The following is a 14,776-nucleotide window of genomic DNA, read 5'->3' on the forward strand; positions in this document are numbered from 1 at the left end:
CCTCGGCACCGGCGGTCAGGGATGGGGTGATGTCTTTCGTCACGGGCTTACAATCAACAAAAGGGGACGTTCAAAGCTTACTCAGCGCTTGCTCAATCTCGGTGACGCACTCTTCGCAGGACAGGCGCGCCGTGTCCAGCACCAGGCGTTTGCCCGCTGCGCGTTCGGACCAGGGTTCGTACTCCCGGTCCAACACCTCCTGCCAGGTTGGGAGCTTATGCCCCTGAATGTCCGCCACCCGTTCCTCAACCCGGCGGCGATGCTCAACCTGGTCTGAGCAGACCACCTCAACTTCTAAGAACTTGGCGTTGGCCTTGGTGGCGACGGCGACCCAATCATCCCGGGTTAGGGCGATGGGATTAACGCTGTCAGCAATGACGATACGGTCACCACGAAGGTTGTCACCGGCAACACCGTAGGCCGCGAGATAGCCCGCATCCTCAACCTGATCCACCTTTAGGACGGATCGTTGGATGGCCTGTTCAATCGTATCGATGCGCAAATGGAACGCGTCCAGGTGATCAGCCAGTGCCCGGGCCGTGGTGGTTTTACCGCTGCCGGGCAGACCGCCAAAGATCACCAGGACCGGGCCCGTGGTCACTCTGCCGTATCCGGCTTGTCCTTACCGAAGAACGTCACCTTCACACCCATGCGGTGCATGATCACCGATTGCTGGATGATCGACAGCACGTTGTTCCAGGTCCAGTAGATCACTAGGCCAGCCGGGAAGGTGGCGAGCAGGAAGGTGAAGATGATCGGCATGAACATGAACACCTTCTGCTGGATCGGGTCCGGGGGTGTTGGGTTCAGGCGCATCTGCAGCCACATGGTGATGCCCATCAGGATTGGCCAAATGCCAACAGCGAGGAAACCGGGGCTATCAATCGGTAGCAGACCAAACAGGTTCCAATGGCTGGTGGGGTCCGGCACCGATAGATCGGTGATCCAGCCATAGAACGGCGCATGCCGCATCTCAATCGTGACGAACAGCACCTTATAAAGGGCGAAGAAGACCGGGATCTGGATCAGGATCGGCAAGCAACCAGAAAGCGGGTTTACCCCCTCTTCCTTGTAGAGCTTCATCATCTCCTGCTGCAGACGCATCTTGTCGTCTTCATACTTCTCCCGCAGCTCCAGCATCCGTGGCTGGATTTGACGCAGCTTGCTCATCGACTTGTAAGATTTGTTGGCAAGCGGGAAGAATACCAGCTTCAGCAGGACGGTGAAGCCGAGGATCGCCAAACCGAAATTACCCAACAGATCGAACAGGAAGTCGAGGCCATAGAAGAACGGCTTGGTCAGGAAGTAGAACCAGCCAAAATCAACCGCGCGGTCAAAGCGTGGGATGCCATAGACCTCGCTATAGCGATCCAACAACGTCACCTCTTTCGCACCGGCGAAAATGTGGGAGGTTACGCTGACCGTCTCACCAGCAGCGATCTCACGGCCCTGGCCAAGCAGGTCCACCTGAAACTGATCGCGGGTGTCGCGGTAGTTGATGCGACCGGTGATCCGGGCATTGGTATCGGGGATCAGGCTGACCAGCCAGTACTTATCGGTGATGCCGATCCAGCCGCCATCACTCTCAAACCGTTCACTAACCCGGCCATTGCCGTCGAACGCCTCATCACGCAGGGCGTCATAGCCGCGTTCGGTCAGCTTGCCATCGAAGACGCCGAGCGGGCCTTCATGCAGGATGAAAAGCTGCGTGGCCGCAGGCAGGTTGCGGCGGGCCGCCAATGAGTATGGGAACAGGGTGACGGCCGCATCGGTGGTGTTGATCACCGATTGCTCAACGGTGAAGAGGTAATCTTCATCAACCGAGATGCGACGCTCAAAAGTAAGGCCAGCGCCATTATACCATTGCAGGGTAATCGGCGTGTCTGGGGTCAGTTCGGTGCCACTGTCGCCGACAACGGTCCAAACACTGTCATCATCAGGGACGGTTACCCCGTCATCCTGGGTAATCCAGCCAAGATTGGCGTAATAGGGCTGATCGCTACCCGCTGGGGACAGCAGTGCCACCTCCCGCTTACGCTCCACCGTCTCGTGGTAATCGGCGAGTGTCAGGTCATCAATACGACCACCGACCAGGTTGATTGAGCCGTGCAGCCGGGCAGTATTGATCTTCAGCCGGGCATCGGTCTCGGCAATCACTTCGGTACGGTCGCGAACTGCACCGGCGGCAATGGTTTCAGAAACAGGGGCGACATCATCCGGGGTCGGCAGGTCGCCATCGCTTAACACGCGCTGCTGCTGTTCCTGCTGCAGCTCAGCCTCAGCGGCCATCCGCTCCTGCTGGGCTTGAATGGCCTCGCGGCGGGGCTGCTCATAGAAGAAGTGAAAGCCCAGGATCACCAACACCGACAAAACGACGGCGAGGATCAGATTGCGTTGATCGGGCATTTCATGTTGCGGGCGCATGGGCGTTAGGCCTGTTTCAAGGTCGTTTGGTGAGCGTGTTGAGAAGTCGTCTTACTTAGCCGCTGATTTTCCATGCCCATTACAGCAGGAATGGGCACCCGGGACCGGGTCGTAACCGTGGCTACCCCAGGGGTGGCACTTGCTTATCCGTTTGACGGTTAGCCAGGTGCCTTTCACGGGGCCGTGCAGCTTTAAAGCATCGAGAGCATATTCGGAACAGGTAGGTTGGAACCGGCAGCTGGGTCCAATTAGTGGCGAGATCACATAGCGGTAAAAATAGACTAGCGCCAGCAATGGCAGCGTCAGCACACGGATGAGTCCGTTTGGCCTAGATGCGCCTGGTTTTGCTGGTGTTTCCCCACTCATGAGAGGGCCGTTCCTTTAACTTGCCGCCTGATCAGATCTGGCGCCCAACTTGTCCAGCGCACGAACCAGATCATCATGCAGATCGGTATAGGCTCGCGTCAGGCTGGCTGGGCGCCCGATCAGTACGAAATCGTGCCCTGGCTTGGCAAGCACAGGCAGCACATCCGAGGCAACGGCGCGCAGGCGTCGCTTCACCCGGTTACGAACAACCGCGCCACCAAGCTTCTTGGTTGCGGTAAAGCCAACCCGGATTACCGGGTCTGACCCGTTATCGGCTGGTTCACTGTCGGGCGATATGCTGCGTGCTGCCTGCAATACCAGACCTGGCATGGCTGCACGTTTTCCACGACGATTAAGGCGGACGAAATCCGCCCGCCTTTTCAAGGTCTTCAGGTGATATGTTCGGCCGGTCATGCGGTTAGGCATCCTGGCCGGTTGCCGCTATCGCTGGGCGATTATGCCGACAGCTTCTTACGGCCCTTGGCACGACGGCGCGAAAGCACCATCCGACCGGCCTTGGTGGCCATGCGGGCGCGGAAACCGTGGCGGCGCTTGCGCACCAGATTGCTTGGCTGAAACGTGCGTTTCACAGCACGAACTCCTTAACTAAAGAGAAGGTCAAAAAATTCAGTCGTCTTGCGAAGCGCGGTATATAGGGTGCGAGCGCGGCCCGAGTCAACAGCAGCCCGCTTTCTTATCTGCCAAACACTGTCATTCACAGCCACCTCACGGCGTGATCAACGCAACGTCAAGCGTTTGTCACTGGCGCGTGATCGACCTGGCGGTACATGACTGGGTGCGTTGACATTGTAATGGAACCACCGCGTTATGCCCGCCGACACCACCATGGAACCGACCATGACTGACCCTGAAGGCCAGACCACCTTGGCAACCAACTCCGCTGACCCAGCGGTTGAGGAGACCAGCAAGGCAAAGCCGCTTTGGCAGCGTTTGTTGCCGCTGGCCGTTATTGTTGCCGGTGCGGTGGCCGTCTATCTGACCGGTGCCCATCAATATCTGTCGTTCCAGGCCCTGTCTGATCATCGCGAGACCCTGACATCCTTCGTTCAGGAGCATTTCATTGTCGCGATCAGCCTCTACGTTCTGGCCTATGCGGTTTCCGTCGCCCTATCCCTGCCCGGTGCTGTGTTTTTGACCATCGCGGGCGGCTTTATGTTTGGCCTCATCACCGGCACGCTGGCCACCGTGGTTGGCGCAACCATTGGTGCGGTTGCGGTGTTCATCGCGGCCAAGACCGCGCTCGGCGATACCCTACGGGGCAAGGTTGGCCCCTGGCTCACCAAGTTTGAACAAGGGTTCAGTGAGAATGCGCTGTCCTATCTACTGGTGCTCCGCCTGGTCCCCCTCTTCCCATTTTGGTTGGTCAACCTGGTCCCGGCCTTCCTCGGGGTGAAGCTTCGCACCTACGCGCTTGCCACCTTCTTCGGCATCATGCCAGGCAGCTTTGTCTTCGTCTCAGTTGGCAACGGCCTTGGCGCTGTGTTTGAGCGGGGGGAGACCCCAGACCTATCCATCATCTTCAGCCCCAGCGTGCTGATCCCAATTCTTGGCCTTGCCGTGCTGTCACTGATCCCAGTGGCCTATAAGAAGCTGCGCGCCGGTAAAGCCACCCAAAACTAACGCACCCACTGCTACCCCTTAGGAACCAAGATCATGGCCCACGACGTTAAAACAGACATTCTGGTGATTGGTGCTGGCTCTGGCGGCCTATCGGTTGCCGCTGGCGCTTCCCAACTCGGCGTTGATGTCACCCTGCTTGAGGGCGGTGAGATGGGCGGTGACTGCCTTAACTATGGCTGTGTCCCGTCCAAGGCCCTACTGCGGGCAGCGAAGGCCGCGCAAGAGGTGCGCACCTCTGGCCAGTTTGGCGTGAATGGCCATGAACCAGAGATCGACTTCGCGAAGGTCAAAGGTCATGTGAAAAGCGTGATTGCCGGCATCGCCCCAATGGACAGCGTTGAGCGCTTTGAAGGTCTCGGCGTGCGGGTGATCAAAGAATACGGCCAGTTCGTTGATGAGAACACGGTCAGCGCTGGCAACTACCGCATTAAGGCCAAGAAGATTGTGGTCGCCACTGGCTCCCATGCCGCGGTGCCACCAATCCCTGGCTTAGATGAGGTTACCTATTTCACCAATGAGACGATCTTCGAGCAGCTGGAACGGCCAGAGCATCTGATCGTGATCGGTGCCGGCCCCATTGGGGTTGAGATGGGCCAAGCCCACCGCCGCCTCGGCTCGGCTGTGACAATCGTGGATATGGGCAAGATCATGCCCAATGACGATCCCGAATTGGTCGACGTGATCCGGCAAAAGCTGATCAAAGAAGGCGTTGAGCTCAAAGAGCAGATCGCCGTTGAGCGGGTTGAGCAAAGCGGCAATGGCATCGCCGTCATCATCACCAAGGACGGTGTTGAGGAACGGATTGAAGGCACGGACCTGCTGATCGCAGCTGGCCGTCGCCCCAATGTCGGTAAGCTGAACCTGGAAGCCGCCGGTATCACCTTCGATCGCCGTGGCATCACCGTCGATGATCGTCTGCGCAGCAGCAACCGTAAGGTCTATGCGATTGGTGACGTGGCCGGTGGCCCGCAATTCACCCATATCGCCGGGTACCATGCTGGGGTGATCATCAAAAACCTGCTGTTCAAGATGCCAGCCAAGGTGGACTACACGGCCCTGCCTTGGGTCACCTATGTTGAGCCAGAGCTGGCCCATGTCGGGATGAGTGAGAAGCAAGCCCGCGAGCAGTTTGGCGATGGCGGTTTTGAAATCGCCCGCTGGTCCTTCCATGAGAATGACCGCGCCTCGGCCGAGGCGAAGGGCGATGGCATGGTGAAGGTGATCATCCGCAAAGGCCGCGTCTATGGCGCCTCAGTCGTTGGGCCAAATGCCGGTGAAATCATTCAACTTTGGTGCTATGCCGTCCAAGAACGGGTGAAACTGTCCAAGCTCGCCAGCATGATTGTTCCCTATCCGACCCTAGCGGAAGTGAACAAGCGGGCAGCCGGGTCCTACTTCACGCCGAAGCTGTTCAGCGCCCGCACCCGTAAGATTGTTAAGTTTCTGCAGATGTTTGGCTGATTTCTGCCTCTACGCACCGCCTGGGAACCGATGTTACTGAAACCGATAGCGCGCAGCCTCTCTTTGAAGCTGCTGGTCCTAACCGTTCTGTTCGTCCTTCTGGCCGAGGTGCTTATCTTTGCGCCGTCGATCGGCCGCTACCGCCTGGTCTACTTCCAAGAGCGGTTGGACCAATCCTATCTGGCGACACTGGTGCTTGAGGCCGACGCCGACGGCATGTTGCCCGAGGTAATGCAGGCAGAGCTTTTGGGCACCGTTGGTGCGCACCAGATCATGCGTAAGGTGGATGGCCAGCAGGATGTCGAGCTTGCGGCCATCATCTCCGTCGGCAGCGATCAGACCTACGATCTTCGCGAGGCGGGGTTCGTAACCCTCATCCTTGATGCCTTTGCCACCCTGGCCACAACCGATGATCGGGTCATCGATGTCATTGGTGAACCCACCAATGCTGAGGGTGTAACGCTAAAAATCCGGATGGATGAGGCACCGCTCAGGCAGCAGATGATCGACTTCTCAGTCCGTATCTTCTGGTTATCCCTATTCATCTCAATCATGGCGGCGTTACTGGTCTTCCTGGCACTACGCGGCCTGTTGGTGACCCCGCTGCAAGACATGGTGCGCTCCATGATCGCCTTCCGCGATGCGCCGGAAAGCGATGCCAGCACGGTGAACCAAAGCGGCCGAATTGATGAGATGGGCCTCGCCGAGCGAGAGCTCGCGGTTATGCAAGATGCGGTCAGGCAGGCCCTGCGGCAGAAGACTAGGCTGGCGCTGCTAGGCACCGCCGTTGCCAAGATTAACCATGACCTACGCAATATCCTGTCCACGGCGGCGTTGCTCTCAGAACGCCTCAGCAACAGCCAGGATGAACAGGTGGCCAAGGTCGCCCCCCGGCTTGAGACCTCAATCAACCGGGCAATCGACCTCTGTAGTGAGACACTCAAATTCTCCCAAGAGGGCTCAATGCCCGTGCGGCGTCAGCCGTTCCAGTTGATGCCCTTGCTGGATGAGATTGGTGAGGAGCTGGTCGCCTTCGCCCCGGAAGGCCAGGACTGGTATTGGAACAACACGATTGAAGGCGACTTAAACCTCAATGCCGACCGTGAGCAGCTTTACCGCGTGATTGCCAATCTTGGGCGCAATGCTTTTGAGGCCGGCGCCGTAACGGTCAGTCTCTCGCTGGCCATGCTGGATAGTGAGAAAGAAATCGCGGTTGAGATTGAGGATGATGGCCCCGGCCTACCACCGCGCGCGAAAGACAACCTTTTCGTGCCATTTGCCGGCTCAACCCGGGGTGGTGGCACCGGCCTTGGCCTAACGATTGCCCGCGAAATTGTTCGTGCCCATGGCGGTGACCTAACGCTTGAGAAGACCGACGGCGCCGGCACCCGGTTCCGCATCCGCCTGCCCAACCCACGGCAAGCTGCCAGCAACCGTGCAACACCCTCCGCCTCTGCCGCCGAGTAAGCCCGGCAAGGCTAGTGATCTACAGCCAGATCAGCGATTCTGATGGTTCGACACCGTATTGAAGGATCGCGGCAATGCGCCTGCTTCATCGTTTGGCATGCCTCTCAATCGGCGCTGTGACAGCGCTGACCCTGACACTGACACTGACCAGCGCCATCGCCTTAGCTGGGCAGAAGTCTAAGCTTATTGATGAGCATTGGTTGGCCCATGAGCCCAGCTCCAAGGTCACGCTTGAGCATGATGACTGGCAAGCAATGCTGGATATCTATCTTGAGGTGGCCGACCCGTTTGATGGCAGCCTTGAAACGATCCGCTCCAACGAGCGCCGGAACAATCGGCATTTTGCAAATTACGAGATCCACGATCAGTTTGAAGTGGTCGGTAAGCACCATGGCCGCCGCGAACACTTATCCCGCTTTGATTATGGCGCTGTACGCCCATCGGACCGGCAGCGGCTGGATGATTACCTGACCCGCATGCAGGCGGTGACCGTCACCGACCTCAACCGGGATGAACAGCGTGCCTATTGGTTAAACCTCTATAACGCGCTGATCATGAAGATCATTCTGGACCACTACCCGGTGGCCAGCATCCTGGACATTGACCTGTCCGACGACCCGGTGCGACGGGGTCCCTGGACCGCACGACTGGTCAGTGTGGAAGGCCGGGCGCTTAGCCTGGACAATATCGCCCACGGCATTTTGCGCCCAATTTGGGAAGATCCACGCCTACTTTACGGTCTCAGCTGCGGTGCTTTGGGCTGCCCAGAGCCAAGCCCAACCGCTTTTCGGGCCGATAGCGTTGATAAATTGCTGGATGAGGCGGCAATTCGTTTCATCAACCACACAAGGGGCGCGTCGATCCGTGAAATCGGCAAACGGAAGGATGCGCTTGAGGGGGATCGACGGCTTCACGTTTCCAGCCTATATGATTGGTACGCCGAGGATTTTGGCCGGAAAAGCGGGGATATTGCGGTGATTAACCACCTGCGGAAATACGCCAAAGACCCGCTCGACCCTATGCTGACCGGCGCCAGCGAGATCGACAGCACCACCTTCAATTGGAAGCTGAACGATATCGAAGACTAGGCCCTTAAATTGGGTATCATATAATTAATGCGCGAAATCCTCCCGCAAACGTAAGTTTTGCTTGGACAAACGCCCGTTCTGCCCTATCGTTTAGTGGGAAGTGAAAGGGGTGTTTATGACTGCATTGGTGGCTGAAGCGAGGGATCGGTTAGATACCTATCGCACCATGCAATCTCTAAAAGCTGAGGCTGATGGGTCAAAACTGGCGCATTCAGCACTCTCTGACGTACCTGAGGCATCGACGCGAGGCCTGACAGGTTCCGCCGTTCGTAACGCGGGTAAGGGCATTGGCACGGTCAATGGTTCTTCAGCCTTCACGAAGGGCGGTAACGACGATTTCTCCGATGTTGATGTGGGTCCGCGCGATAAGGCGCCAGCCACCCCGGCTTGGGAACAGCCCGGCGGGGTCAGCATCGCGGCACCGATTATGGGTGCCGGTGCCGCGACCTTGAATGCACATGCAAAAGCGTTCAGCGAGGAAGGCCCAACCGCAGGTCCAAACCGCTACCGCGACGTTCAGTTGAGCGAGAGCCACCATGGCGAAGCTGGCGGCGTCACCATGATGACTGGCCTTGGCGAGCAGAGCGAACGCTCAACCCTTGAGACCCTGCCGGATGATGGCAATGCCAAGCGTGTTGCCGCTGAAAGCCGGATGGCAAAATCCATGGGTATGGAAGGTGAAGGCCCAGCAGGCGGTATCGATACCGCGGCGATGCTGAGCAAACTGCAAGAGCGGCGCGAGATGGGCCAACCATTCGGCGCCCCGACACCAGCCACACCAGCACCAGCGGCGATGCAGCCACCAGTGCAAGAACGCCGGTTGGCCATGTAATCAAACGGTCCAATGGACACTAGATCAAAACCGCGGCAGCATCGCTCAGCCGCGGTTTTTGTTTGGGCTGCCACCAAGCCTTAGCCCGGCCTCTTCAAGGGGCCGCAGATGGCGGGCAACAGCATCGGGGCAAAATGCCCCGAAATAGCCGGTGCTCGTTTGCGAGCTTGGCATGGATACCGCATACTGATGGATAGTGTTTCGCTTCCTAGTTGATGGAGTTCCCCCGCTGATGTTTCGGCCTAGTCGTCGAGGGCGTCTGACCAAACGCCTCCAGCATGCCGCTGCCGCCGTTGTTGCGCTATCGGCGTGGGTTTTCGTTCTTGGCAGCACCGCCTCGGCACAGCCCGTGTCGGTGATCACGCCATCACGCTGGACACCGGCACCCGATGCCCGGTTTGACCTTCAATTCTCAACCCCAATGCAGTTGCAGCGGGTCGTTGACTTCCTAGTCCTCGATCTAAAGGACGCGCTACCGGATGAGATTAATTCGATCCGTGCTGGTGGTGCGGCGGCGGTCTGCTATTTCGACGGTGGCACAATCGCTGAGAATGCAGACGACTTTGGCTCGGTTCCACCACTGACCGTTGGCCGTCGAGTTGAGAGCCAACCAAACCAGCGCTGGCTCGATATCCGGGATATCGACGCCATTGCACCCATGATCCAGGGCCGCCTCGATCGCTGCCGGGATAAGGGTTTTGACGGTGCCCTGGTTGGCAATCTTGAGAATTACCTATTCCGTACCGGCTTCCCGATTGGCGAGCGCCAGCAACAGGCCTTTAACCGCTGGATTGCTGATCAGGCCCATCAACGTGGATTAAGCATTGGCCTGTGGAATAGCCGTTCCCAGATCGCGCCGCTCTCCATGGATTATGATTTCGTGGTTTTGAGCGGCTGCTTTGAGGATGGTTGGTGCAATGAGAGCCAACCATTCCTGGATCAGACCAAACCCGCCTTCCTGGTGGAGTTTGCTGAGTCCAGCCGGTCAGATTTAGAGTTTTGCCGCGCGGCGCAGAGTTTCGGCGCCATGGGCATTATCAAGCGGCAGGTGCTTGATGGTTGGCTGCGGCTATGCCCGCCGCCAGATATCGAATAAGATAATGATTATATGCGGGTACCTGATGCCATAGGCCGTCAACCGGTCGGCGTTTGGTGAACAGGTAGGCGGGAGCAATAAACATGGCAGTAGATCAGCAGCCCCAGCAGGGTGCGCAGGTACCCGAGCCTATGCAGGCGGAGATTATCCGGCTGCTTGAGGATGCGGTGAAGGCCGGTGCCTCCGACGTCCATATCGCGATTGAGAATAAACGGGCTGTCGTCCAATTCCGCGTCCATGGCGTGGTTATTGAGTTCAGCCAGATGGAACCCGGCATGTGTCAGGAACTGATGCAGGCTGTCTTCAACATGTCTGACACCAGTGACGCGACCTACAACGCGTTTGGTTATTCCTCCGGTCGTATCTCTCAGGGCGCCTTGAAGCTGCCGCAGCAGGTTGAAACCGTCCGTCTGCAGTTTAACCCGCTGGCCAATTATGGCCGCTATCTGGTGATGCGGTTGCTTTACCGTAGCCCACCATTTGGCGCCCGCGACCTATCGCGTTTTGGCTTCACCAAGTATCAGCAGCGCCAGATGCGCCGCCTGCGGGCAACGCCGACCGGGCTGATTATCCTCGCTGGCCCAACCGGTTCGGGTAAAAGCACCAGTACCCGCATCAATCTTGAGATGCTGTTCCAAGAACGACGGGGCGAGCAAACGGTTCTTTCTGTTGAGGATCCACCGGAGGCGCCCATCCGTGGCGTGCGCCAGATCCCCGTAACCAGCGCCCGTGGCGCGGAGGATCGCCGAACCAAGTTCGATGAGGCGATCATCGCCGCACTACGCTCCGACCCTGATGTCATCATGATTGGTGAGATCCGGGATTATGAGTCAGGCAACCTCGCTACCCAGGCAGCCATGACCGGCCACCAAGTTTGGTCGACCCTGCACGCACTTGATGCCATGTCGATCCCGAACCGCCTCCGCGATTTGGGCATCGATCCGTATAAGATTTATGACCCGTCGATCATGACCGGCATGTGGGCCCAGCGCCTGGTTAAGAAGCTTTGCCCCCATTGCCGTATCCCGTTTAAGCAAGCGGTGGCCGAGGGGAAGTATGACCCTGACTTCGTCAACATGGTCACAACCATCCTCAACCCGAATGAGTATGAGCTATACGCCCGTGGCCCCGGCTGTGTGAAGTGTACGCGCGGCGTAACCGGACGCATCCCTGTTGCTGAAATTATCATGCCTGATCAACGGCTTATGAATTATCTGCGCGATGGGGACACCGGTACCGCACGGGCCTATTGGACGCAGAAGTTGAGTGGCTTCACCATGCATGACCACGCGCTAACCCATGTGGCGCGCGGGATCATCGCACCGGAAGAGTATGAGGCCCTGCTTGGCCCCATGCGGCCACCAAGCAACCCCGCCTTCATCGCGAAGCTGAAGAAGACCAAGGGCACACCGGACGCCAAACCAGCCGCTGAAAAAGCGGCCGAGCAGGCCGATAGCGATGGTGAGGCCGTTACCGAACCAGCTGAGTAATTATTGCCAAGCAGCCCGCCCTAACCTACCAATTGCCGGGCTGATCACCTGCGTTGCATTGAGATCCTGTCATGAGTAGAGGCGCCGGAAAACGCGGCCATATTGAAGGCCGTTACGATTTCGTTCTGGAACCGGATGGCCGGTTATGGATTGCCATCATGGCCCGCGACACTGATGTCGATCGCCCGATGATGGCGATGAATGACGATGGCACGCTAACCCTTAAGCGGCGCCCCGGTGACCTCGTTCAGCTTACCGATATCCACCCTGAAGCTTTAAAACGCCTACCCAATATGGGTGAGATTGAGGTGGTTGAGGTGGATGAGGAAGACGGCCCAATCCGGACTTACAAAACCGTTATTCGCCGCCGCTAGACGCCTAGTCTTTGGCGCTTTCATCGTTGCGCATCATAAACCTGATTCACGATACCAATGCATCAGGGGATGATGATCGATGAGCACTGCACTACCGAGCGGCCCACGCCGCGATGACCGCACAGAGATTGGCCCTGCTGAGGGCCTTTGGGAATGGGCTAAACGTCGGCCGGGCTTGGCAGGCGCGGCAGTCGGCTTCTTCGCTGGCGGTGTTGGTGCAGTGCCCGGTTTCATTGTTGGCTCATTGGCACCCAGCTTTTCAAAAGACCTTCGCGTCATGCGCGATACGGCCCGGGCCCATTACCATGATCGGCAAGCCAACCGCTTTAGCGAGATGGGCAATGAGCGCCAAGCAGTAAACGCGAACAAGCAAGGCGACAAATATCGTCGGCGCCTAGCTCGGATGTAATTCGATTCAGCTACAAGACAGATAAAAGAGGGCAGTGGTAACAGACCACTGCCCCTTTTCTTTTATAGCCCCCGCTCCATCACCCGCGAGAAGCGGCTGGCGAATGCAGCGGGATCGGGGATCGTCTCGCCCTCCAAAATGCGGGCCTGATCAAGCAGTAGATGGGCGGCATCATTCAGTGCATTGGCCGCATCATCGCCGGCCGCCTGGGCCTGCTCAACGAGCTTTTTAATCAGGGCGTGATCTGGGTTCACTTCCAACACCCGCAATGGATTTTGGTTCAGCTGATTATTCGCCTTCAGCATACGGGCGATGTTCAAATCCAAATCGCCATCATCAGAGACGAGGCAAACCGGGCTATCGGTTAATCGCTTGGAGGCACGCACATCCTTAACCGCCTCACCCAGCGCAACCTTCAGCGTGGCCGCTAGCAGATCGACGGCGCCATCTGTTTTGGTCTCCTCGGCTGGCTTCTCCGCTTCACCCTCTTTCTTCTCAGCATTGATCTGATCAAGATCAGCGCCGGCACGGGTGACCGATTTAAAGGCCTTGTCTTGATACTGAATGACTGTGGGAATCCAGAACTCATCAATCGGATCGGTCATCAACAGCACTTCGACACCCTTGGCATTGAAGCCTTCAAGCTGTGGCGAGCGGCGCAGCGCGTCGTCGTCATCACCGCCGATATAGAAGATGTGATCCTGACCCGGTTTCATCGCATCGATGTAATCCTGGATCGAAATCAGCCCGTCACGAGTGGAAGAGCGGAAGCGCACCGTCTTCATAATCTCGTCGCGGTATTCGGCATCTTCGTAGAGACCTTCTTTCAGGACCGCGCCGAACTGCTCCCAGAACTTTGCGTACTCCTCCGGCTCCTTCTCCGCCTTCTTGGCGAGCTCGCTCAGAATGCGTTTGGTCAGGCCATTGCGGATGCGTTTGACCAATGGGTTGGTCTGCAGCATTTCACGGCTGACATTGAGCGGCAGATCAGCGCTATCCACGATCCCGCGGGTGAAGCGCAGATACGGGGCAACCAGCCCCTCGCAATTGTCGGTGATGAAAACGCGTTTAACGAACAGCTTCACCCGCTGTTCACGCGCCGGGTCGAAGAGGTCATGGGGCCGCGCGGTCGGCACAAAGACCAGCGCGTCATACTCAATCATCCCCTCGGCCTTGTAATGCAAGCGCATCCAAGGCTCATCAAAGGCATGGGAGACGTGGCGATAGAACTCCACATAGTCCGTATCCGAAATCTCAGACTTTGGACGGGTCCAGAGGGCTGACGCCTTATTGACCGTTTCGACCTCTTCAGGTGTGGCGCCATCCTTTGCCATGCCAAGGCGGATTGGTAGGGCGATGTGATCTGAGTATTTGTGGATGATCTCGCGAATACGGGCGTCTTCGGCGAACTCCTCCGCATCCTCACGCAGGGTTAGGGTGATGCGGGTGCCGCGCGGGGTGTCGGTGGCTTCCTTACCGGTCAGCGCTTCTGTCGTGTACTCACCCCGACCATCGGAGACCCAGCGCCAGACCTCATCGCTACCAGCGCGGCGGGACACCACCGCAACCTCTGATGCGACCATGAAGGCAGAGTAGAAACCAACGCCGAATTGTCCGATCAGATTGACGGCAGCATCCTTGTCATCCGCCTTACCGGCAACTTCCTTCATGAAGGCACCGGAGCCAGAGCGGGCAATCGTGCCCAGATTATCGATCAACTCATCCCGGCCCATACCAATGCCGTTATCGGCAATGGTCAGCTGCTGTTGCCCCTTATCAATCGTTACATGGATCTGCAGTTCGGTTTCCTGCCCCAGCAAGCTCTGATCGGTGATGGCCAGATAGCGAAGTCGGTCGCAGGCATCGGCTGCGTTGGAGATCAACTCGCGCAGAAACACCTCACGCTCGGAATAGAGCGAGTGGGCAACGATATCGAGTAGGCGGCTAACCTCCGCCTGGAAGCTATGGGTTTCGGTCGCTTCGGAGGAAGCATCATTCTGTTTTGTGGATGCGGTCATGGTTCAAAATTGGTTTCTATGATCGTCAGTAATGGCGTCCATGGCTTGGCCACAAACTGCCACGGGCGCTCAAAGGCGCCCGTTCGCTGATATGGTTAGATTGTTGGGGA

At 57.8% G+C, this 14,776-nt stretch carries 15 protein-coding genes; 9 read left to right on the top strand and 6 right to left on the bottom strand.

The annotated features are described in order from the left end of the window. Positions 1-70: 70 nt before the first annotated feature. The 5 genes from KI792_11870 to rpmH all read right to left on the bottom strand — a co-directional run bounded on the left by KI792_11870 (position 71) and on the right by rpmH (position 3,380). Positions 71-601 (bottom strand): AAA family ATPase, encoded by a 531-nt coding sequence (locus KI792_11870; GenBank protein MBV6633714.1) that lies wholly within the window; start codon positions 599-601, stop codon positions 71-73. Continuing rightward, the gene (yidC, locus tag KI792_11875) at positions 598-2,406 is read right to left on the bottom strand and encodes a membrane protein insertase YidC (GenBank protein MBV6633715.1); all 1,809 of its coding nucleotides are present in this window, start codon (positions 2,404-2,406) and stop codon (positions 598-600) included. The genes KI792_11870 and yidC overlap by 4 nt, the downstream gene beginning before the upstream one ends. Positions 2,407-2,475: 69 nt before the next feature. Further along, the gene (yidD, locus tag KI792_11880) at positions 2,476-2,790 is read right to left on the bottom strand and encodes a membrane protein insertion efficiency factor YidD (protein MBV6633716.1); all 315 of its coding nucleotides are present in this window, start codon (positions 2,788-2,790) and stop codon (positions 2,476-2,478) included. A gap of 15 nt (positions 2,791-2,805) precedes the next feature. Beyond that, entirely contained in the window at positions 2,806-3,204 is a 399-nt protein-coding gene (rnpA, locus tag KI792_11885; GenBank protein MBV6633717.1) for a ribonuclease P protein component, read from the bottom strand. A 41-nt stretch (positions 3,205-3,245) separates the two neighbouring features. Further along, a complete protein-coding gene (rpmH, locus tag KI792_11890) occupies positions 3,246-3,380 on the bottom strand; it encodes a 50S ribosomal protein L34 (GenBank protein ID MBV6633718.1) in 135 nt (44 codons plus the stop codon). A gap of 268 nt (positions 3,381-3,648) precedes the next feature. On the opposite strand from rpmH, the gene KI792_11895 reads away from it, so the two are divergent. The 9 genes from KI792_11895 to KI792_11935 all read left to right on the top strand — a co-directional run bounded on the left by KI792_11895 (position 3,649) and on the right by KI792_11935 (position 12,648). Then, positions 3,649-4,431, top strand: a complete 783-nt coding sequence (locus KI792_11895; protein ID MBV6633719.1) for a TVP38/TMEM64 family protein — start codon at positions 3,649-3,651, stop codon at positions 4,429-4,431. Between the two features lie 33 nt (positions 4,432-4,464). Next, complete coding sequence (locus KI792_11900) at positions 4,465-5,892, top strand: FAD-dependent oxidoreductase (GenBank protein MBV6633720.1); 1,428 nt, start codon at positions 4,465-4,467, stop codon at positions 5,890-5,892. A gap of 30 nt (positions 5,893-5,922) precedes the next feature. Beyond that, positions 5,923-7,359: a HAMP domain-containing histidine kinase gene (locus KI792_11905; GenBank protein ID MBV6633721.1), complete on the top strand. Its 1,437-nt coding sequence runs from the start codon at positions 5,923-5,925 to the stop codon at positions 7,357-7,359. 74 nt (positions 7,360-7,433) lie between these two features. Then, positions 7,434-8,447 carry a DUF547 domain-containing protein gene (locus tag KI792_11910; GenBank protein ID MBV6633722.1) on the top strand — a complete coding sequence of 338 codons (1,014 nt, stop codon included), beginning with the start codon at positions 7,434-7,436 and terminating at the stop codon, positions 8,445-8,447. A 115-nt stretch (positions 8,448-8,562) separates the two neighbouring features. Further along, positions 8,563-9,279 (top strand): hypothetical protein, encoded by a 717-nt coding sequence (locus KI792_11915; GenBank protein ID MBV6633723.1) that lies wholly within the window; start codon positions 8,563-8,565, stop codon positions 9,277-9,279. 232 nt (positions 9,280-9,511) lie between these two features. Next, positions 9,512-10,375, top strand: coding sequence for an endo alpha-1,4 polygalactosaminidase (locus tag KI792_11920; GenBank protein ID MBV6633724.1), 864 nt, complete (start codon positions 9,512-9,514; stop codon positions 10,373-10,375). Positions 10,376-10,458: 83 nt separating this feature from the next. After that, positions 10,459-11,865 (top strand): Flp pilus assembly complex ATPase component TadA, encoded by a 1,407-nt coding sequence (tadA, locus tag KI792_11925; GenBank protein ID MBV6633725.1) that lies wholly within the window; start codon positions 10,459-10,461, stop codon positions 11,863-11,865. A 71-nt stretch (positions 11,866-11,936) separates the two neighbouring features. Beyond that, positions 11,937-12,239: a hypothetical protein gene (locus KI792_11930; GenBank protein MBV6633726.1), complete on the top strand. Its 303-nt coding sequence runs from the start codon at positions 11,937-11,939 to the stop codon at positions 12,237-12,239. A 79-nt stretch (positions 12,240-12,318) separates the two neighbouring features. After that, entirely contained in the window at positions 12,319-12,648 is a 330-nt protein-coding gene (locus KI792_11935; protein MBV6633727.1) for a hypothetical protein, read from the top strand. A 62-nt stretch (positions 12,649-12,710) separates the two neighbouring features. On the opposite strand, the gene htpG is transcribed toward KI792_11935, so the two are convergent. Next, the gene (gene htpG / locus KI792_11940) at positions 12,711-14,666 is read right to left on the bottom strand and encodes a molecular chaperone HtpG (GenBank protein ID MBV6633728.1); all 1,956 of its coding nucleotides are present in this window, start codon (positions 14,664-14,666) and stop codon (positions 12,711-12,713) included. Positions 14,667-14,776: the final 110 nt, after the last annotated feature.

The organism is Alphaproteobacteria bacterium SS10 (assembly GCA_019192455.1).
Classification (GTDB): domain Bacteria; phylum Pseudomonadota; class Alphaproteobacteria; order TMED2; family TMED2; genus TMED2.